This window comes from Alteromonas gracilis (assembly GCF_043642145.1).
GTDB classification, from domain to species: Bacteria; Pseudomonadota; Gammaproteobacteria; order Enterobacterales; family Alteromonadaceae; genus Alteromonas; species Alteromonas gracilis_B.
Genome location: NZ_JBHZRZ010000001.1, coordinates 346,987 through 368,121 on the forward strand (window position 1 = coordinate 346,987; position 21,135 = coordinate 368,121).

14 protein-coding genes and 1 pseudogene are annotated in these 21,135 nt (G+C 43.5%); 8 read left to right on the forward strand and 7 right to left on the reverse strand.

From position 1 onward, the window contains the following. The first annotated feature begins 269 nt into the window (after positions 1-269). Complete coding sequence (locus tag ACHUFN_RS01490; RefSeq protein ID WP_394220550.1) at positions 270-611, forward strand: hypothetical protein; 342 nt, start codon at positions 270-272, stop codon at positions 609-611. A 189-nt stretch (positions 612-800) separates the two neighbouring features. Here ACHUFN_RS01490 and ACHUFN_RS01495 read toward each other — a convergent pair whose 3' ends face one another. The 5 genes from ACHUFN_RS01495 to ahpC all read right to left on the reverse strand — a co-directional run bounded on the left by ACHUFN_RS01495 (position 801) and on the right by ahpC (position 7,531). Then, the gene (locus ACHUFN_RS01495) at positions 801-2,279 is read right to left on the reverse strand and encodes a PepSY-associated TM helix domain-containing protein (RefSeq protein WP_394220552.1); all 1,479 of its coding nucleotides are present in this window, start codon (positions 2,277-2,279) and stop codon (positions 801-803) included. Positions 2,280-2,289: 10 nt separating this feature from the next. Then, positions 2,290-2,826, reverse strand: a complete 537-nt coding sequence (locus ACHUFN_RS01500) for a hypothetical protein (RefSeq protein WP_394220554.1) — start codon at positions 2,824-2,826, stop codon at positions 2,290-2,292. Positions 2,827-2,835: 9 nt separating this feature from the next. Continuing rightward, positions 2,836-4,968 carry a TonB-dependent siderophore receptor gene (locus ACHUFN_RS01505; RefSeq protein ID WP_394220556.1) on the reverse strand — a complete coding sequence of 711 codons (2,133 nt, stop codon included), beginning with the start codon at positions 4,966-4,968 and terminating at the stop codon, positions 2,836-2,838. Between the two features lie 233 nt (positions 4,969-5,201). Then, positions 5,202-6,791, reverse strand: a complete 1,590-nt coding sequence (gene ahpF / locus ACHUFN_RS01510) for an alkyl hydroperoxide reductase subunit F (RefSeq protein WP_394220558.1) — start codon at positions 6,789-6,791, stop codon at positions 5,202-5,204. A 182-nt stretch (positions 6,792-6,973) separates the two neighbouring features. Beyond that, a complete protein-coding gene (ahpC, locus tag ACHUFN_RS01515; protein ID WP_425291745.1) occupies positions 6,974-7,531 on the reverse strand; it encodes an alkyl hydroperoxide reductase subunit C in 558 nt (185 codons plus the stop codon). Between the two features lie 282 nt (positions 7,532-7,813). Between ahpC and ACHUFN_RS01520 the strand changes: the two genes are divergently transcribed. The 3 genes from ACHUFN_RS01520 to ACHUFN_RS01530 all read left to right on the forward strand — a co-directional run bounded on the left by ACHUFN_RS01520 (position 7,814) and on the right by ACHUFN_RS01530 (position 12,070). Further along, positions 7,814-8,539: a DUF2252 family protein gene (locus tag ACHUFN_RS01520; protein WP_394220560.1), complete on the forward strand. Its 726-nt coding sequence runs from the start codon at positions 7,814-7,816 to the stop codon at positions 8,537-8,539. Further along, on the forward strand, positions 8,467-9,162 hold the full coding sequence (locus ACHUFN_RS01525; protein WP_394221028.1) for a DUF2252 family protein: 696 nt from the start codon (positions 8,467-8,469) through the stop codon (positions 9,160-9,162). Before ACHUFN_RS01520 ends, ACHUFN_RS01525 begins: the two co-directional genes overlap by 73 nt. 322 nt (positions 9,163-9,484) lie before the next feature. Beyond that, the gene (locus tag ACHUFN_RS01530; protein WP_394220562.1) at positions 9,485-12,070 is read left to right on the forward strand and encodes an ExeM/NucH family extracellular endonuclease; all 2,586 of its coding nucleotides are present in this window, start codon (positions 9,485-9,487) and stop codon (positions 12,068-12,070) included. Between the two features lie 99 nt (positions 12,071-12,169). On the opposite strand, the gene ACHUFN_RS01535 is transcribed toward ACHUFN_RS01530, so the two are convergent. Continuing rightward, positions 12,170-13,858: a response regulator gene (locus ACHUFN_RS01535; protein ID WP_394220563.1), complete on the reverse strand. Its 1,689-nt coding sequence runs from the start codon at positions 13,856-13,858 to the stop codon at positions 12,170-12,172. A 230-nt stretch (positions 13,859-14,088) separates the two neighbouring features. Next, positions 14,089-14,760 (reverse strand): annotated as a pseudogene (locus ACHUFN_RS01540) (2OG-Fe(II) oxygenase). Positions 14,761-15,112: 352 nt separating this feature from the next. Between ACHUFN_RS01540 and ACHUFN_RS01545 the strand changes: the two are divergent. The 4 genes from ACHUFN_RS01545 to ACHUFN_RS01560 all read left to right on the forward strand — a co-directional run bounded on the left by ACHUFN_RS01545 (position 15,113) and on the right by ACHUFN_RS01560 (position 21,082). Continuing rightward, positions 15,113-16,669, forward strand: coding sequence for a GNAT family N-acetyltransferase (locus tag ACHUFN_RS01545; protein ID WP_394220565.1), 1,557 nt, complete (start codon positions 15,113-15,115; stop codon positions 16,667-16,669). 274 nt (positions 16,670-16,943) lie between these two features. Then, positions 16,944-17,765, forward strand: a complete 822-nt coding sequence (locus ACHUFN_RS01550) for an AAA family ATPase (protein ID WP_394220567.1) — start codon at positions 16,944-16,946, stop codon at positions 17,763-17,765. A gap of 153 nt (positions 17,766-17,918) precedes the next feature. Beyond that, positions 17,919-18,677, forward strand: coding sequence for a 23S rRNA pseudouridine(2604) synthase RluF (gene rluF / locus ACHUFN_RS01555; RefSeq protein ID WP_394220569.1), 759 nt, complete (start codon positions 17,919-17,921; stop codon positions 18,675-18,677). Between the two features lie 149 nt (positions 18,678-18,826). After that, positions 18,827-21,082, forward strand: a complete 2,256-nt coding sequence (locus ACHUFN_RS01560) for a diguanylate cyclase domain-containing protein (protein ID WP_394220571.1) — start codon at positions 18,827-18,829, stop codon at positions 21,080-21,082. The last annotated feature ends 53 nt before the right edge of the window (positions 21,083-21,135 follow it).

Here is a 21,135-nt window from a genome sequence, read left to right on the forward strand (position 1 = left end):
TTACAGCTAATCTTTTTGATAAAACAATATGCCAATTGAATGTAGCATAACTAATAGTGCCACGTCCTTTTATGCGGTACTAAGTAACAAAAGTTTAAAATATTCCAAGCATGGACATTTGTCCTTACTCTTTTATGCCTCTTTATATATCGCCTTTCTAATTATCCCTTATGACTACGCCCCCCTCTGTTTCCATGAAATTGTGGGGTAATCTTGTGGCTAAAGGCTCATCTATTGCCGTAGCTCTTGCTAAGCTTATCTAACCAATCATGTTGGGCTTTCAAGTAAGTGCCGCACATGGCGTACTGGCCCAGACTCTCGTGTTGACCGATAAAACACCTGTAGCAACGATTGCCTCGCTACTTAATATGAATGAACAGCTATTTAGTATAAACGCACTAGGTTTAGAGAAAGCAACGATGGGAAAAAAGGAAAGAATAAGGCCAGCGAAACCATGCGATAATTGTGGCGTTAAAGCCGATGTGCAATACCGCATTCAAACTTGTGAGAGTGAGGGTTGGCGTATTGTTTGTAAAACCTGCCAGGAAAAAGCGAAGACACAAGACGGTTATTTGTATGGCGGTACGTGGAAGCGCCAGAAACGTAATTAACGCAAATCTGCGCGCAATTATAGGTGCGCAATTACAAGCGCGCTAGGCACACAAGCGCATAGCTTGTATGCCTAGGCAAATAGACGTCAATTGATAAGCTTCTTACTACTTGCAGCTTCAGCGCTTTAATACTGCTGCGAACTACAAGCCTTTAATTTGAAACGGCTATGTTTAAGCTAGCGCCTACGTTTAAGCGCCAGCCTGAGACGGGTTGTATTCGCTTTGCTTATCGACTCCACCTTTCACTTTTACTTTTACTTTGCTGGCATGTTTTAATAACGTGGTTGCGCGATACAAACTCCAGATTACATACACGGCCATAGGTATATTTAGCTGCAGCGACGCTACGGTAAATGTTGCGTGTTGATGCACTGCTGCATAGGCTGCTAGCAGCACTAATACACTCACCCCGGAAATCAGTAACCATACAGGCTTTGTAAGCGACTTAATGCCAACGGTAGCGGCAGTATTAACAAGCATCAAGCACCAAAATACGGCGATAAGCGAGCCTGCGTAAAACATATCTACTACAGCCGTTAACGCAAGCGCACTCACACTACCCCACACCGTACTGTACCAAAGCCTGCTAGCTAGAGGTGGATGGGCCTTTTTAGACAACCAAATTTCCATGCCTGACACACAAAGCATGGTAAGCATGACACCCAACACAAAGTAAAGCCACTTGCTGGTTAAGCCTGCAAAGTCGCCAAAGTGAAGACGGTACATAGCCCAAACCAACTGCTTTCCCCATTCTCCAAACTCATAGCCAGCCACACCAATGAAGTTACCCTCGGTATCAAACCGATAGCCTTCAGCATAAATCATTCTATTCGGCGCTTTGGCGTAAATTTCAATAAATTGTTCTGGTTCACCCACTTTGTGTACGGTTAAGAAAATTGGCGACTTTTCAGGGGCTAGGCTCTCCATTTGAGAAAACGCTTTACCAATAGCAGGCTTTCCTTCTTGAGGTTCAAGCACCGGATCTGGGGTAAATATTTGGTCTATCACTGCATCGCGATCGCCACCGTAATTTAAAGAGGCAACGACAACTAAGATAATGCCTGCCAACCCAAAATATGCGCCAGTTACGCCAATAATTAAATGAAACGGTGCTGCCCACAGGCCAAACCTATTGTGCAAATCAATTTGCGCTTGTTGGCCATTCCCTCCGCGCCTTAGTTTAAACGCATCTTTTGCGATACGCTTGTGAGCAATGACACCTGTAATGACGAGCGTGCAAATAATGGCGCCAAGTGCACTTACTAAAATCATGCCCCAACTATGAGGTAAATTTAAATACAGGTGCAAATCCACCAGCATTTGAGTGAAAGACACGCTCTCTTTTTCCAGCAAGTTCCCTTCACTATCAGCAAAGTAAGCCGCGTGGTCGTTTTCTACCACCAGTCGTGGAATGTCTGATGTAGGGAAAACTACATAAAGGTGGTGAGACGCTTCGGTGTTTTGCGTTAAAAACGTATCCATTGCCTTTTCGATAACCGCGGGTGATACATTTTCCATTTCTTCAATGTGCGGCTGTTCCCATCGCTCGAACTCTAAGTGAAACACAGCAATGGTGCCAGACAGACACACTAAAAATAGAAGAACACTTAGAAAAATACCTACCCAAGTATGTGCATTTAATGCATTTTGTTTAGTTAGTTTATCCATCGCTTCTCACCTACAGGGGCATGTATACAAGTATGGGCAAGCATAAAGCAGCAACTACTGCATAAATGCTAATGACTTTGAATTTGTTTACCGTTGCAAGGTAATGATAAACAATCAGCCCCCATAGAATGGGCAGTAACACGGTACCCGTGGCTAATTTCCCCGCAATAGAAAAAGGAAGCAGCGCACACAGCCCAAGTGTCAGCAATACGCTCACTGCCAGTAGCACACCAAGCACTACCACGTAGTTCGCCACGTTCCCCGCCACTGTTTTGCCCGAGAAGTCAAAGCCTCTAGATTGAGGAACATTTTTTGGCTGCGGTAAATGTGTTTGGTTTAATAGAATAAATGGCCACACCAATATTGCTGGAATGCATAGCGCGTACAACACGCCAAACTCCCAACCTTGCGCAAAAGACCAGCAAACCGAAGACACCAGCCATAAAGTAAGCCCTAGGTAAAGAAAGGTTGGCGCTTGCGCGCGCCAGCTTTTATAAACCGCCGTAAGGGCTGCAAGGGTGAAACCACCTGCGGTGAGTGAAAGCATAACCATTCCTTAAAAAGAGTATGTTACCGACGCGTTAATCGTTCTGCGTACCCCTGGGAAACAATCTCCTCTGAATAGGCAAGACGTTAGATATTTCTTATCTGTCACGTTTCTCACATTCAGTTGCACATTCAAATTGCTCGATAAATCATATGCAACCATAATGTCACCTAACGTGTAGCTTGGTGTTTCATACCTAATTGTGCCATTTTCAGAAACGGTCTCTCCTACGTAGCGGACACCGGCGCCCACTATCAAGGCATCTAATTCAACAGGCGAATAGTTCAGCCACAAAGATGCATTGCTATCAGGCTGGGCAGAAAGGGCAAAGCCATTGGGATCTTCTGCATCCATTACAGAGGCAGCAAACTGTGCGGTAATTTCGCCGAAATTCAATCGCCCCTCAAGCTCAAATCCCTCAATGGACGAAACGCCTTGTTGCTGTCCCGCTTCATCGGGAAGGTTATTAGGGTTAGGAAGGTTAGAGATTTCAATGTCGTAATAAGCAAGGGTGATAAAACCGGGGATCGAAGACAACTCGTATTTCACACCTGCTTCGTACTGACGCCCTTCTTCAGGCTTAAGTTGATTGTTATTGGTATCTAGGCCAACCACGGTTTCAAATGATTCGGCATAGCTTAGATATGGTGATAACCCGTTATCAAATCGATATAAAACGCCGGCAGAATAAGACGTTTGCGTGTCGTCCTGTTCAATTGCGCCGTTATCGTTGTCTACGCGATCGTGACGCAGCCCAAGGGTCAATCGCCAGTTTTCAACGGAAATTTGGTCTGACAGATAGAAACCTACGTCTTTCACCGTTTGCTCAGGCGCATCATTGTAAATGGAATCGAAGGTAGCTTGGTCTGGTGCACCTGTATACTGAGGGTTTGCCAAATCGAGGATATACCTGAAATCTCCTTGCAGAGCGCCACCACCGGCGTAGTAAGCAGAATTAGCATCGGTTTCTACGTTTTGGTACTGCACACCTGCCAGTATTTCGTGATCCAATACACCTGTTATTACACGCTTGTTAACACGCACATCTACAGCATGTTGGTTGAATGTATTATCTGCCTGATAGAACGTACGAGGAACAAACGTATCGGTAGGTGCAATAGGTGCGCCTACAAATGCGTTAAGGTATCGCGTTCCCCCAGTAAAGGTTGGCCATGCTTGATGGTAATCTGCTTCGCCATCTCGCCAAAGTGCCGTAAACGAGATAAACGTTGACTCATCAATGATATGTTCACCTAGCAATGTGACTTGATTTGATTTCGTGTCGAATTTGTTAAACCCAGGCTCACCGGCGTACACATCTTGATTGGGCAAAAACGTACCATCCGCAAGAGGAAGAAGCGTTCCTTCAACGGGTATGAATTGCGCCGCAGTATCGCTTTCTGTGTCTTGAAAAAGACCAATTAACGTAAGCGTGGTGTCGTCGGTAGGCATATAGGATATAGATGGCATCAGCACTTGGGTGTCATCATTAACAAAGTCAACTTGTGAGTCAGCGTTGCGATAAATGCCAACAAAACGCCCTATCCATTCATCATTTTCTGAAAGGCTTCCATTTACATCTAGACCTACTTGCGCGCGGTCAAAATTGCCATAAGAAAGCACGACTTCACTACCTTTGCCCAACGTTGGCGTCTTAGACACATAGTTCATTATGCCGCCCGGAGAGCCCTGTCCGTAAAGCACCGAAGCTGGGCCTTTAAGTAACTCAACCTGTTCCATGGTGTATATTTCAGCGCGCGTCGAATTGTAATTACCAAACAGCTCTTGAATTGAGTCGCGGTAACGAGGAATGCTTAACCCTCTGGAAGAGATAGAATCAACACGGGTTGCGTAGCCAAATGACTCCCCTGTAACACCCGCCATGTACGTTGCTGATTGAGAGAGGTTCAAGGCACCTTTTTGTTTAAGATCTAATGCTGTTTCAATTGAAATAGTACGCGCTAGTTCTACTATCGGGGTGTTTGTTTTCGTTGCCCCAAACGGGGAACGCACGCCTCTGACTTCTATTTTCTCGACTGATTTCGCTTCAGCGGCTTTTTCTATCTCACTTTCAATCTCTTGAGCATTCACGTGTGAAACAAATACGGACGCAATAGCAAAACTAAGTAATGTTCTATCCATGTGATGTGTTGTCTTCTAATTTTTACTAAAGCACGATGGTTTTAGGCTTTCCCATTGAAAGCTAATAACCATCGTGCACTGATCTTTTATCTAACATATCAAAATTTAAACCAAATGATAACCAGTATCATTACTATTTCCGTTATATTTTATTAAACGCAACACATAAAAAAGCCGAACTAACAAAAAGTTAGTTCGGCTTTAGAGGTTATAAGTTAACTAAAAAGAAGTTTTTAAGCGGCTTCGCTTTCTTCTTCAGTCTCAACTACTTCGTGACTTAGCAAATATTCAAATGCTGCAAGTGATGCTTTGGCGCCCTCACCCATCGAAATAACGATTTGCTTGTAAGGTACAGTTGTTACGTCCCCTGCCGCGAAGATACCTGGCTCAGACGTGTGACACTTATTGTCTACAATAATTTCGCCGTATTGCGTCATGTCTACCGTGCCTTTCATAAATTGGCTGTTTGGCACCAGGCCAATTTGAACAAACACACCGGCTAGTTCTTGCGTATGTACCTCGTTGGTTGAACGGTCTTGGTACTCAATTGCGTTCACTTTGCCATTTTGTGCCGTAATTTGGCGCGTAGCCGCGTTCTTGATAATGGTAATATTGTCGCGCTTAACAGCTTGGTCGATAAGTACCTTATCCGCTTTCAGTTCAGGCATAAATTCAAATACCGTCACTGATTTCACAATACCTGCAAGGTCAAGCGCCGCTTCAATACCTGAGTTACCGCCACCAATGACAGCTACGTCTTTGCCTTTAAAGAAGGGGCCGTCGCAGTGTGGGCAGTAGGCCACGCCGTTACCAATGTTGTCTTTTTCGCCCGGAACACCAAGTTCTCTCCAGCGCGCACCTGTGGCTACTATGACAGTGCGAGTGCGAATTTGCTCACCCGAAGAAAGCGTAATAGTTTTGATATTACCTTTCTCAATGTTATCAACACGTACGTGCTCTTTAAGAGTAATATCGTAATCGCGCACGTGCTCCATCAAATTTCCAACAAGCTCAGGGCCCGTTGTCTTAGGTACTGAGATAAGGTTCTCGATACCCATCGTATCTTTAACTTGGCCGCCAAACGTTTCAGCAACAATGGCAACTTTTAGTCCTTTACGTGCACTGTAAATGGCAGAAGCAACGCCAGCAGGACCACCACCGATAACCGTTACGTCTTGAAGTGGTAACGCATCACCTTTGTTTGCTTTTTTAAGGCTAGGGTCGCGTTCAATTAGCTTGTTGATAAGCACAGAGGCGTCAACTTTACCATTCGCAAACAGCTCGCCATTAAGATATACGCTAGGCACACCTTGAATGTCGCGCTCTTGAATTAGGTTTTGATATAGCCCACCGTCAATCATTTCGGTCTTGATATTAGGATTAATCAATGCAAATTGATTAAGTGCCTGTACGATTTCTGGGCAGTTGTGACAGCTTAAGCTAATGAACACTTCAAAATTAAGTGGTTCATTTACGGCTTTCACCATCGACTTAACGCTATCATCTAGCTTAAGCTCAGTACCTGCAACATGCAGCATGGCAAGTACGAGCGAGTTAAACTCGTGACCACCTGGAATACCAGAGAAACGAATTCCAGTATCTTCACCGTCAGCTTCTAATAAAAAGCTGATAGCGCTGCGCAATTCACCGTTAGTGTCACGCTCTTCTACGTTTAATTTTTCGCTTACTGAAGCAATGTCGGACAGAAACTTTACAAGCTCTTCTCGCTTGCTATGTTCACCGGTCTGTACGACAAAGGTTACGTCTTTCTGCATTGATTCAGCATATGATTTCAATGCTTGTAAAATTTCTTTAGTTAACACGGTTATTCTGCCTTATTTTCGACACGCCAGTTCCCGCCAACCTTGTAAAAGGTCAACAACATAAGCGGAAATTGGGAATTAACATTAGGGAGCGGAGACCCGCTCCCTACAATTTATCTGCTTAATACTATGCATATGCTGAAAGCACTGGGCTTTCGAGTATCAAGCGCTAAGCGTGCTGCTTAGATTTTGCCTACTAGGTCAAGAGAAGGAGCTAGTGTCGCTTCGCCTTCTTTCCATTTAGCTGGGCAAACTTCACCTGGGTTGTTTGCAACGTACTGAGCAGCTTTTACTTTGCGAACTAGGTCGTCTGCGTCACGGCCGATACCTTCAGACGTAATTTCCATTGCTTGAATGATTCCTTCTGGGTCAACAACAAATGTTGCACGGTCAGCAAGACCCATGGTTTCACGCATACAGTCGAAGTTGCGTGTAATTTCGCCAGTTGGGTCGCCAATCATAGCAAACTTGATCTTGTTGATCGTGTCTGAAGAATCGTGCCATGCTTTGTGAGTGAAGTGCGTGTCAGTAGATACTGAGAATACTTCTACGCCACGAGACTGAAGCTCTTCGTACTTATCAGCAATGTCACCTAGCTCTGTTGGGCAAACGAATGTGAAGTCAGCTGGGTAAAATACGAAAACTGCCCATTTACCTTTAATGTCTTCACTGCTTACGTCTACGAACTCGCCGTCTTTAAATGCAGTTGCTTTGAAAGGTTTGATAGCAGTATTAATCAATGCCATGTTTAATTCTCCATTTAGTTTAAATAATCATCGTACGTTTGGGCACTTGCCCTTTACTGTACGAATACAAACTTTACGTTTATTGTGTCGACATGGTTTTTAACTTCTAAAAAGTTATTTGCGTTTCGCTAAAATCATGTCTCTTAAAACTGGTAATAAGCATAGCGCGCCGAATTTCAAAAAACTAATTGGTAAATATGAATCGCTTAATCAGGTTATTGAATTGAACAGAGAAAGCTGCTCAATTCATTACCATTCAAAGTGTTAAGTTGGTAAATGCAAATCATTGAGGAAATTATGACTGACTCTCGGCTTAAGCAAATCGTAGACGCCGTTACACGCATTGACGGTCAAGCGCCATCATCTAGTCTTTCTAAACACGCTAAGATGGCAACCAGCCCTTTTGTGTTTTATCGAGGTAGCGCTCAGTTATTTTATGCCGATATAAAAGCGAGCCTAATTGATATTCCCAGCGAGTGCAGCTCTACCCCGCTTACAAGCATTATGGGCGATTGCCATACCTCTAATTTCGGTTTTCTCACAGAAGAAGGTTCTCACGGGGACACTGTCATTTTTTCCCCCAATGATTTTGATGACGCGTGTGTTGGTAAAGCTGAATGGGATGTTTTGCGCTACTTGACGTCGTTGCACCTTGCAAAACAACACTGCGCTGGCGTCATTGAAGGCGTGTATGCGTGTGATGAAATTAATACGGCGAAGCCTGTTGTTAGCCATCAACACGTCATTGCTGCTCAATTTGCGTTTTTAGACCGGTACATCGACACATGTAATCGTGTAGTAGAAAACGCGTTAGTGCTTAATGAGGCAGTTAACTATAACCCCAATGCAACGCCAAGCAGGTTAACTAAACTCTATAAAAAACGACAGCCCGAAGCGCAGGCGGAGAAGAATTCACTACAAAAAGCGCGCTGGCAAAAGCGGTTCACTTCGACGGTGAAACCCTTGCGTTTAAAACCAACGAAGATAAGTACTCTAAATTAGACGAGCAAGCTTACGCAGAGCTGTTATTTGCCTTTGCCCCTTACATGGATGATGCGGTAGTAGATATTGTAAAGCGTCACAACGCTGGTACGGGCTCAGTCAATATGGACCGCTACTATTTTTTAGTTGGCCCCTCCAAACCCTATAAATCATCTAGCTTTGCACATTGCCATATTGTTGAAGTAAAACAGCAACGTGAAGCTGCGCCTCTTCATTATTTTCCATCAATAAATCCTGTTAACAGGCTGAATGCAGCCCACCTGACCGCGCGCTGCCAGCGCAGAATGCAAAGAAAACCAGACCTCGTTCTCGATGAGGTTAAATTTAACAATGCCCATTATCTAGTGCGTTCAAGACATCACGCCAAAGTTGGGATAGACCCTCAAGATGTTGCCATGGGCACCAAAGCCGTTAACGGTGGATTTGAATATTTCGCCGGGCTATGTGGGTACAGTTTAGCGCTGGCGCACTGCAGAGGTGATAGACGCAGTACACGCTTTGCAACTTCGATGTCGGTTACGCTTAACAAGGTTAAGCGCGAACTTGTAGAAATCGCAAATCTTTATGCTAAACAGGTCGTTGCCGATCACGCATTATTCGCTCAGCAGTTAGCTAATAAATAAATGAAGACACCGCGTTGTTCTTTTAACAAATTATCAATTGTCACTTATCGATAGCATTATTTAATGGCTATATTAGATTTTGGTTAAGAGTTAAAGCGTTAAGTAAACTTACCTATACCAAGTAACCATTTGATTATTATGTACTTTTCAAAAAACAGCTTGAATAAGGTTAAGTCATTCCTACCTATAAAAAATGCCCTTACTGTAGACCCAGCAATAGCAAAATTGCGCATCACATATAAAAGCGTTACTGCATAAAAATAGATGCAGAATCAAGCGCATGTGATTTAAAAATAATGAAAAACTACAAAGGGAAAATGACGTGAGAACATCATTAACTTTACTTTCTGCAGGGATTATTTCTGCACTTTCTTCAACCGCTATTCAAGCTAGCGACTTAGTGATAAGTGGCGTTATCGATGGCCCATTAAGCGGTGGCGTACCAAAAGCTATCGAACTGTTTGTAGTCAATGACATTGCGGATTTATCTGCCTATGGTGTTGGCACAGCGAACAACGGCGGTGGAACCGATGGCGAAGAGTTCACCTTTCCTGCTGGAGCTTCAGCAAGTGCAGGCAGCTATATTTATGTTGCATCAGAAATAGATGGCTTTACCGCCTTTTTTGGCACAGCTCCAGACTATGATACCGGCGCGATGGGTATTAACGGCGACGATGCCATAGAGCTTTTTAAAGACGGCGATGTAGTTGACACCTTTGGTGATATCAACACAGACGGTAATGGCACCCCATGGGAATACCTTGACGGTTGGGCGTATCGTACAGCAGGACAAAACGCCAATGGGGGTAGTTTTGACTCGTCGAACTGGACATTTAGCGGCGTTGATGCGCTAGATGGTTCAACAACCAATGCTGACGCTGCAACACCGTTCCCAACGGGCACTTTCACTACGGAAGGTGGCGACGACGTTGTTGACGTGCCAGAAGTGCCAGTGGTTGAGCTTGGTGTATGTGGTAGCGAAGCCACGTTAATTAGCGCTATTCAAGGAAATGAAAGCAGCTCAGCATTAGTGGGCGACAGCGTTATCATCGAAGCGGTAGTAACCGGCACACGCGCTGGCGGGTTCTTTGTTCAAGAAGAAGCCACAGACTACGATGCAGACGACACCACTTCTGAAGGCCTATTCGTTGAAGGCAGTGTTGATGTTGCAACAGGCAACGCTGTTCGTCTTTACGGCGAAGTTAAAGAAAACTACGGCATGACAACGCTTGAAATGGATAGCGATGTAGCGGCGTTAGACTGCGGTGCATCAGATTCGGTTGAAGCGGTAGCACTGTCGATGCCTTATGATGTTGACCTTGAAACGCTAGAAGGGATGGTAGTTAGTGTTGTTGATGCAACGGTTACCAGTACCAACAACTTATGGCGCTTTGGTGAGATTGTTGTAAGCGATACCATTAAGCGTCAACCAAGTGATGTAGCAGCGCCTTTGTCAGACGCCTATTTAGAAGCTGTGCAAGCCAGCGAGTCAAGCCTACTAACTATCGAAGATAACAGCAGTTCACAGTATCCTGATGCGCTAAATTACTTCCCTACTTTCAGCTACGCAAATGCTATTCGCATTGGTGATGCGGTTTCAGCGTCTGGGCCACTCAATTACAGTTTCGGCACATTCAGAATTAACCCAAGCGATACTATTGACGTTACCTCTACTCGTGAAGCAAACCCTGTTGTGAGCGAAGGCAACCTGTCTATTGCAACCTTCAACGTACTTAATTACTTCAACGGTGAGCTAGATGACAACGGCGAAGTAACGTTTGATTACGACAACAACCGTGGTGCGTCTGATGAAGTGGCATTTGAGCTACAACAAGGGCGCATTGTAGAAGCCATTGTAAACCTAAATGCTGACGTTGTTGGCTTAATGGAAATTGAAAATGATGGTTTCGGTGAAAATAGCGCTATCCAGTCGCTTGTTAACGCCATTAATGCAGAACTTGCAGAAACCGAGCATTATTCATTTGTTACTACCAGCGATGAAAGCGAAATTGGTACCGACGCTATCACGGTAGGCTTGCTGTACAAGGCCTCGGTAGTTGCTTTAGAAGGTGATGCTGTTGTAGTGGCCATGCCTGAACAACAAGTTAGCGAAGATCGACTTGCTCGTATGCGCCCTAGCCTACTGCAGTCATTTAGCCACTTAGAAAGTGGTAAGCCATTTATGGTTGCGGTAAATCACTTTAAGTCAAAGGGATCGCAGTGCGCAGAAGACGTGGCCGAAACGCCTTCAGAAATCACAATTTTACAAGGTAGCTGTAATGCGCTTCGCGTATCGGCAGCACTTACTCTTGGAAACGCGCTAAACGATGAAACCTACCCAGAGCGCAAGGTGATTTTGGGTGACTTAAATGCTTACAGCGCAGAAGATCCTGTAGCCGTTCTTACCGACTACACTCCTGAGTCACGTGGTTACACCATTACAACGGCTGTAAATACCGGCATGGATGAAGGTGCATCTGTTGAAGTGGAATCTGGCTTTGGCTATCGCAACTTAGCTAAAGAATTCGATGAAGAAGGTTTCTCTTATTGGTTCTACGGCACAGAGCAAGTAGGCAGCTTAGATCATGTATTGGCAAGTGAAGCTATGCTAGCAGACGCCATCGATGGTACACATTGGAACATCAATTCGTCTGAGGTTTACCAGCTGCAGTACAACCAGGCACTGCGTTTCTACCCTGATGAAGACGGATATGCATTTACTGATGTTGGTCCTTACAGAAGTTCAGACCACGACCCATTCATTGCCACTTTCTCTTTGCAACCTGATGCTGTAGAGGGAGATGATGTAATAAGAGACGACAGCTCAGGCGGGGCGATGGGAGGAATTCTTGCGCTGCTAGCTGCAGTAGTGGGCTTTCGTCGTCGCGCTGGTACTGCTAAAAAGTAAGAGCCATTAAGTATTTGCTTATAGAAATTACTTAATAAAAATTAAAAAGCTGCCTTAAAAAGGCAGCTTTTTTTAAACACATTGACCACGTAAATAGCGTTAAATTGCTTTTGCTGTAAGCACGCCGACAAGCTCACCAGCGTTAGTTCCTTCCACTTCAATACCTAGTTGATTGATGTACTGGTCAAGCTTCTCTGCCTGTGCAGGCGATAAGTCACTTTCCAAAAGAAGCCTTGCCGATTCTTGCGCTAATTTCAGTTGTTCTTCTGTCAAATAGTCATTCAAATGAATTTGTGCAATCACTTTTAACAAGCTAAGTGCAACTTGTTTGTCTTTTGGAGAAAGCGTAAACGCCTGATGCAAATTGTTATAAGCTGGCGCTAAGCGATTTTCTTTATAGTTCACCGCAGCCATTTGCTTCAACTCTTTCGGTGTAAACTGAATTTCAGTGCGCTCGATTGATTCTTGATTAAGGAACTCACTGACCACTTGAGAAGTGAGGCTATCCCCTTCAATTTGCTTTCTAAGTTTATCAAGTATGCTCACACATTGTTCTCGCATACCTAATTCATGAAATGCTTTCATCTTATCTAAGCTATCTTCCATTGAAAGCCCATCAATGGATACCGACAAATCTTTAACTAACTCTTCTGCACCTTTTTTATCGTCTCGCAGGCACAAGACGCGCGCACGAATGACGTCTATTTGCTCGCCTAATTGAGACTGCATTCCCTTTTGCTGCTTCAACTCTTCTAGCTCAGACTCCGCGCGCTTTATGTAGCGATCACCGTCAGCACTGCCTAGGCTAGTGGCCAAATCGATTGTTGAGCGAATGACATTAAGCGTGAGTTGCGGCGAATCGTGAATAGAATTTTTAGCAAACTTTGCCATATTCTGAACCGCATTGAGTTGACCTACTTTGTCGTGATTTAGACGAGCAAGATCCCACAAACGCTTGTTGCGCTCGATATTTCGCGGTGCAAGCTTACTTGCTTCTTTCATCTGCGCATACGCTATGTCAAATTGCTCTTTTTCTACAAAATATTGAGCTAGCAAATCAAAGGTTAAGAATCGTGTATCTGAACGTTGTAGTAAATTATCAACCAAAAGTTGCGCTTCTTCTAATTTATCCTGGCGAAGTAATGCCCGCGTCAAACCTATGTGAACCCAGGCGTGATCAATGCCTTGCAACAACTTCCTAAAATAGTTTTCAGCGGTTTTGTAGTCGCGGAGTTGTAACAAACAATCGCCTATCAATCGTCTGATTTTCGGGTGAAATTCCGATAACGATGGGTCTTTCAACTGTCGCTCTGCATAGTACATGGCGGTGGAATAGTCTCCCATTTGCATGCAATGCACCATTTTATGAAGCTTGAATCTAACTTGAATGAGATACTCTAAACGCGTGTTAATTTTGCTACGCTGAAGCGGTTTAACCCAAAAATCGTCAGGTTGCAGTTCAACAATGCAGTTAACCAACTCTGATGAGGTTTCAGCACTTAGAAAAATAACGGTAGTCGTGTCATTGATATGATTGAGGTGTTTCAGCTCTTCGAAAAGATGAAAGCCATCTTTATCATGACTTACATTAAACGAGAGCAACACAAAGTCATATTGCCTAGCAACACATAATCTCTTGGCATGAAAAGCGTTAAATGCACTGCTAACATTTTTTATTCCTACTTCATACAAAGCAGATGTTACAACATCGTGCACAAGCCCCTGATTATCAATAACCAACACGTGTAGTTCTTCTCTTGGGGTTGGGGCAGGTATTTTTTCCAGCATTGACTCATCACTTCTTACGTCTTTTCCCTAAGCGCTGTAATAGCGGCTCAACTTATTCTATTACAACGTCACAGTTTTCAAGAGCTACGCACACGACGCCCCTCAACTGAAGAGAGGCCAAGCTTGTCACTTTTAAACAACTCGCTAATAAAAACGCGTACATGGCTTCGTTTTATTATACATAAGTCTTTACGATTAGATATAAACGCGTTTTTAAGGCATATCTCGGCTTAGTGAGGCGGGTCGATGGCATCATTGATACTGCCGTTTACTCTAAACCATCCCGCAACAGAGTGACGAGTGCGAACGGCAGGCAGTACTTCGTGAGGAAAAATCTCGCTTAAAAAGACAACAAAAGAGCCTTTGGCGGGCAATACTCTAATACCAGTCCGATCTTCGCTATCTTTATAAAGAACTAACTCTCCTCCTTCATCAGCGCGCCAGTCGTCGTTCAGCTAAGCTATCAGGGAAAGCACTCTATTATCTTGTCCCTTAAACGCATCTACATGGCGTTTGTAATATTTACCTGGTTCATAACAGGCAAAGTGACTTTCGAAAGAAAAAAGCCCCATAAAAAGTGTTCGATTGATATAGCTCTGCATCGCCTCGCACCACGACAACCACAATGCCCCCTCTTTAGACGAACCCGTAATCCAACAAATTGCATCTCCCCTCACGCTTTGGGCTTTTTTATAGTGTTCTGCGCGCCCTATTCCTGCAGCTTTATACTCTTGTTCAGAAATAGAATGCTGACAAGATAAAAGCGCCTGAGTAATAAAGTCGGGCAAGCCATTCTCTTGAATCGAAAAACCTTGAGTGACAAGGTCTTCAACGATATTTTCAAAAAGAGATTCATCGAAAACATAAAGGGGCTGGTACGACGCAAGTTGTTCTCTGTCCATTGATGAGCTGGGCCTATTAGAAACAAATAAAAGTCGACCTTATACGCTGCCTTTGAGCACGAGGCAATTATTAGACACTCAATTTGGTTGGTTATTTTTTTGTCGATAAAAGAAAAATTATTTGTCGTCAAAATAGATATAAAGAAGTCGCACACTTCTTGCTTAAGCTATTGTTTTACTATACTAAAGCATGTTGCAGATGAATATTTTTCAAGACGAGTATAGAAGTTGAACGCGTTAAGTTGATAACAACGATAAAGGTTTAGCGTTTCAAAACACATCGACCTACGCAAGGCCAATGTGTAAGCACTACACGTAACAATAAAGTATTACCTAGCAAAAAGAGTAAACCATGAGTCAAGATCAAACACATATAGAAGAAACAGAGCATCATCTGGACTTGAGAAACTTGAGATTAGATGACTATGACGATGTCAAAGCATTAATGGATAAAGTATATGTCAACGTGGGAGGCGCATGGCCTTACTCTAATTACAAAGCGCAAGTGACCACCTTTCCTGAAGGCCAAATATGTATTGAAGATAAAGGCAAAGTTGTGGCTTTTGCCATTTCAGTCATTGTTGATTACGACCAGTTTGGCGATAAACACAGCTACGACGAAATAACAGGCGACGCCTACTTAACTACCCACGATCCTAACGGCGACGTTTTATACGGTGTCGAGGTTATCGTATCACCAGAGTATCGTGGCTTGCGACTAGGCCGTCGCCTTTATGAAGCGCGAAAAGAGCTATGCCGAAACTTGAATGTAAAGTCTATTATGGCGGGCGGTCGTATACCTAACTACAAAAATTACGCACACGAGCTTTCGCCCTATGAATACATTGAACAGGTAAAGCTGAAAGACATTTACGACCCTATCCTTACGTTTCAGCTTTCAAATGGCTTTGAAGTAAAGCAGGTTATGTCTGCCTATCTTCCAGAAGATGAGGCCTCTAAGGGTTACGCAACATTACTTCAATGGCACAACATTTATTATGAGCCTGGTACACCATCATTAATTGCTAGCAGAAAGACCAGCGCCCGAATAGGATGCATTCAGTGGCAAATGCGCTACTTTAATAATGTGGAAGAGCTTCTACAGCAAGTAGAATATTTCGTTGATGCCCTGTCTGATTATTCGTGTGATGTTGCGTTATTTCCCGAGTTCTTCAATGCACCGTTAATGGGGCTCAGCCCATCAGATTCGTCCATAGACGCTATTTGGCACTTAGCCACTTATACAGACGAACTGTTAACGGCCGTTTCTCATTTAGCGGTATCATACAATATCACTATTATTGCTGGCTCTATGCCTGTTGTAGAAGACGAAGAACTTTACAACGTGAGCTATGTTTGTAAACGAGATGGCACTATAGAAAGTCAGTATAAATTGCACCCTACCCCACATGAAAAAGAAGACTGGATCATGAAGGGGGGCCACAGCCTTAAAACCTTTGATACTGATTTCGGTAAGATTGGTGTATTGATTTGTTATGATGTGGAGTTCCCTGAACTTGCCCGTATTCTCGCCGACCAAGAGATGCAGATTCTATTTGTTCCGTTTTGGACTGACACTAAAAATGGTTACTTGCGAGTTCGTCGGTGCGCACAAGCTCGCGCTATTGAAAATGAGTGTTACGTGGCGATTGCGGGAAGTGTAGGTAATTTGCCTAAAGTTGACAACGTAGACATTCAATATGGGCAAACTGCGGTGTTCTCACCCAGTGACTTTGCATTTCCACACGATGCTATAGTGTCAGAAACTACGCCAAATACTGAAATGACACTTATTGTTGATTTAGATTTAGACAAGCTGACTAAGCTCCAAAATGAAGGGTCGGTAAGAAATTACTTAGATAGAAGACGGGATTTATATCGCGTAGAGTGGATAGGCGATAAATCTTAGTGTGCTTTTGTGGCGCGTTTCAGTGAGTTTTCAAGACACTTTAAGGGGCTTCGAGCAAGGTGTGTAGATTTCTACATGAATGCAAGAGCCCCGCGGTTTAAAGGCATTGGCTTATGTGTGATTGACATTCGACATAAGCCGTAGAATTTCCGTTAAATTAACGATAACATGCTAATGTGCGCAAATATAAATGGGTTAACTTCTGATTGAGCTTACATCGGGTTCATCCTGTTGCAATGAAGAGAACACCTCATAACGAGACTATTGATTTACTATGGCAAATAATTCTAAAAACGACGAGTTTCCAACAATTAGATTGGACGAGGAAGATCGTCGAGACTATCAAACCAAAAGACAGGCGCCTCCTACACATTCGACGGCGCCAACCTCGTCGTCGCCCTCTGCGAACCACACCTCGTCAAATGGCAGTAGTGGCAACGGAGTCTGGGTGGTTTTAGTTGCTGTCATCGCCTTAGCGGCGTGTGGCGGGTGCTATTATCTGTACACGTTGCTTGAGCAACAAAAAATAGTCGCAGAACAAGCCGAAAAACGCATTCTTCAATTAGAAAACAAGTTGTCTGCAACTGGCGAGGAAATAGGTGAATCTACGGTAGCGTTACAAGTTAAAGTCACTGAGTTGACGAATAAAACGAATGAGCTGTGGGAGCAAATGGATAAACTCTGGGCTTCGGCTTGGAGACGCAACCAACAGGAAATCGCGGATTTGGGTGACCGAGTGAGTAATGTCCAAAACGCATTGAATAAGAACATCAGCTCAGTATCAGATGATGTAAAAGCGCAAACGGCAGCTGTTGGTTCAATTAAAAATCAACTAGCATCGTTGGCCGATGAGCTGTTAGCAGTAAATGTTCAGCTTGAGCAGGCCGTAAACGATAAACAAAGCGCGCAACAAAGCGTTCGTAACTTAACAGATAAGTTATCAGTGCTAGAGCAACGCAACACAACCTTGTCAGGCCGAATCACAAGTTTAGAAAACGAGATTCGTGATATCGCAACTAAGGTTGTCTCAAGCGGTGGCGGTACGGGTGGCGGCTCCGCACCTGCGCCTGCTTCTTCACCGACAGTCAACGAGTAACAAAATTCACCACTGTGTGCTTTTAAAAAAGTAAACAACAACGCATTCATTGCGCCGTATACATACAAAAAGCAAAGGGGCGAATCGCCCCTTTGCTTTATGCCGTGTTAATATTGCCTTCTCTCAAATAAAATCTACAGGACCTATTGCGCAATGAGTGACCAAGCGCCCAAACGTTTAAATAAATATATTAGTGACACAGGCCTTTGTTCTCGCCGTGAAGCAGATAAACTCATTGAGCAAAATCGCGTAACCGTCAATAATCAGCCGCCAGAATTAGGCACAAAAATAGGTCCAGGTGATTCGGTCAAAGTTGATGGTAAGGTAATTGGCGCCGTAGCATCAGATAAGTCTGATCGCGTATACATTGTTTACAATAAACCCATTGGCATAACATGTACAACAGAGCGTCATGTAAAAGGAAATATTATTGACGCGATTGGTCATAAAGCGCGTATTTTCCCTGTAGGAAGATTAGATAAGCCCTCGGAGGGCTTAATCATTTTGACCAGTGACGGTGACATCGTAAACAAGATCTTGCGAGCTGAAAATGCCCATGACAAAGAGTATGAGGTTACGGTAAATCAGCCCATTAGTGAGCGATTTGTTAAACGCATGGCCCGTGGCGTTCCTATTTTAGGCACCGTAACCAAGCCTTGTGTTGTTAAACCCACAGGGAAGAACAAATTTACAATTATCTTAACCCAAGGCCTCAATCGACAAATCCGCAGAATGTGTGAGTTTCTCGGCTATGAAGTGACGAAACTAAAGCGCACACGTATCATGCATCTTGAGCTTGGCACATTAAAACCAGGTCAATGGCGAAACCTTACAGACCGTGAATTAACTAAAATGAAGAACGCCGTGCGTACGTCTACTAAAACTGCGGCAAAAGTTGAGTTGCGCAAATAAAAGAGACTACTACATTTAGTAGTAGTTTAACGCCAACGCACGAAAACACATTGAATCACGGACATTATCATTTTTTCTCGGTAAAGGATCTATCCCCTAACACTGAAATACTTGCCAATTATGACATTTTTTTCGTTGTAGTATCTGTCATGATTGCTATAGCAGCATCACTTATTTCATTCGTGTTGTCTGCAAAAATGTCTCAAGCTGAGCTACAAAATGAGCGCACGTTTTGGTCATTAGCGTCGGCATGCTTCCTAGGGTTTGGCATTTGGGCAATGCATTTTGTGGGAATGCTCGCCTACCGCCTTCCTCTTGCTGTTTCTTACGACCCATTAATAACGTTACTGTCCGTTTTACCTGCAATACTCGCAAGCTTTGTAGTTATGAGCAAAGCCCCTCTTAACGCAAATAAACTTTGGCTACGCAGCATTTATATGGGCCTTGGAATTGGCAGCATGCATTATATCGGTATGTTGACAATGCAAATGAATGCCGTTATGGCATACGATGGCTGGTACTTCTTACTTTCTATTGTTGTAGCTGTGGGCTTGGCAGGCGTTTCCCTCAAGACACACGAATATGTTAGTACTTCACAATTGCACATTTTTAAACAAATTGTTCCAGCAATCATTATGGGCTGTGCTATTTCAGGAATGCACTATACGGGTATGCTATCAATGCATGTCTTCTCACTACCAACAACGCAAATACTACAAGAGCCTGAAACTAAAAACCTTGCCTACCTAGTTATGCTCATGGTGATGCTCTTCGCATTTACCATTCTTATACTTATTGAACTGCGCACTCGTACCTTGTTACTTGAACGCTACAATGCGGTGCTAAGTACAGTACAAGAGGGAGTGTTTACGTTCAACAATGCAGGTGTGATTGAATTTTCTAACCCGGTGGCTTTGAGTATGTTTGGTCTTGAAGAATTTGCGACACAGACCTTACACATTAGAGATCTTGTTAGCCCCCCTAAAAACGCAAACGCCCCACTTCTGGTAGCATTAAAAAAAGCCGCCCAAAATAACAGTGTGCAAAGCGTTCCATTGATGTTTGAGGGTATAAGAAGAAATGGAAAAGTATTTCCCTTGTCACTTCGCATCAGCGTATTGCCAGGAATCAATATCGCTTATGTCTGTACTGTAAAAGACTTATCCGACGTGAAAAATCAAGAGGTTTTTGCGCAAACAGTGTTTGATGCATTACCCAATATGCTGCTTGTTAAACATGCTGATACGCTATCTATTTCCCATGTAAACGATGCTGGAAGCAAAATTCTAGGAAAAGACAAAGCGTCTCTTGTAGGGCTCTCAGATTTCGATATTTTTGGAGAAAAAGAGGCGCAGCGGTTTGTTGCTGATGATAAAGCGTTACTTCAGAACCCAGAAAAACAAAATATCAACGAGTATGATGTCACTATCGATGGTGAAGTCCGCTATTTTGAAACTAAGAAAATTGTTATTGATGATAACTACGGTAACCCACAGTACATTTTGGCGCTATCGGAAGATGTTACAAAGTGGCGTGAAGCCCAACACACACTTAGAACGCTTAACAGGCGGATGTCTATGGCAGCAGACGCTGCACATATAGGCGTTTGGGAGTGGGATATGACAACCAACGAACTTATTTGGGATGACTGGATGTATAAAATTTATAGTGTCCCTAAAGATAGATTTAATGACAATTTCAGCGATTGGGAGAGAACAGTACATCCAGAGGATCTCGATAAAGTTAAGTCAAAAATAGAACAGGCCATCACCCAAAAAACAGGGTTTCACGCAACGTTTAGAGTTAGAGTTTCCAAAGATAAATACCGCCATGTTAGAGCCGACGGTCGAATTGAGGGCAATAAAATGTTTGGCATTAACGTGAACATAACCGACCAAGTTGAAGCCGAGGAAAAAATTAGGAAACTCGCCAATAGTGATACGCTAACAGGGCTAGCGAATAGACATGCACTTTCAACTTATATGTATAATGAACTACCTAGATTAGAAAGGAGTGACAAATTCTGTGTATTGCTTTACCTAGACTTGAACCGATTTAAGCCAATTAACGACCAATACGGTCATGCTGTCGGAGATGAAGTGCTAATTGAAATTGCGCAAAGAATGCAAATGTTGTGTCGTGTTTATGATATTGCTGCACGCGTGGGTGGTGATGAATTTATCGTGGTAATTACAGAGCTTAATGAAGGCTTTAATGTAGAAGATCTCAAAACTCGATTAGCTCGAAGTATTGCGCAGCCTATTACGACCTCTCACGGAGAATTTAGCGTTGGGGTAAGCATTGGGCATGCTACTTTTCCTATCGAAGGAAAGAGTTTAGAAGAGCTTAAACACCTTGCAGATGAAAGAATGTTTGAAAGGAAACGCATTAGCCACATTACTTGACGCCATGCCTTTTGAAAGGCAAAAAAAAAGCGCCTCATTGGGCGCTTTTCTTG

Bases quoted from the DNA above. Each gene is read 5' to 3' on its own strand.
- rluF (WP_394220569.1), top strand. From the start codon at position 17,919: ATGAGTGACCAAGCGCCCAAACGTTTAAATAAATATATTAGTGACACA.
- ACHUFN_RS01550 (WP_394220567.1), top strand. From the start codon at position 16,944: ATGGCAAATAATTCTAAAAACGACGAGTTTCCAACAATTAGATTGGAC.
- ACHUFN_RS01500 (WP_394220554.1), bottom strand. From the start codon at position 2,826: ATGCTTTCACTCACCGCAGGTGGTTTCACCCTTGCAGCCCTTACGGCG.
- ACHUFN_RS01560 (WP_394220571.1), top strand. From the start codon at position 18,827: ATGATTGCTATAGCAGCATCACTTATTTCATTCGTGTTGTCTGCAAAA.
- ACHUFN_RS01545 (WP_394220565.1), top strand. From the start codon at position 15,113: ATGAGTCAAGATCAAACACATATAGAAGAAACAGAGCATCATCTGGAC.
- ACHUFN_RS01505 (WP_394220556.1), bottom strand. From the start codon at position 4,968: ATGGATAGAACATTACTTAGTTTTGCTATTGCGTCCGTATTTGTTTCA.
- ACHUFN_RS01535 (WP_394220563.1), bottom strand. From the start codon at position 13,858: ATGCTGGAAAAAATACCTGCCCCAACCCCAAGAGAAGAACTACACGTG.
- ACHUFN_RS01490 (WP_394220550.1), top strand. From the start codon at position 270: ATGTTGGGCTTTCAAGTAAGTGCCGCACATGGCGTACTGGCCCAGACT.
- ACHUFN_RS01495 (WP_394220552.1), bottom strand. From the start codon at position 2,279: ATGGATAAACTAACTAAACAAAATGCATTAAATGCACATACTTGGGTA.
- ACHUFN_RS01520 (WP_394220560.1), top strand. From the start codon at position 7,814: ATGCAAATCATTGAGGAAATTATGACTGACTCTCGGCTTAAGCAAATC.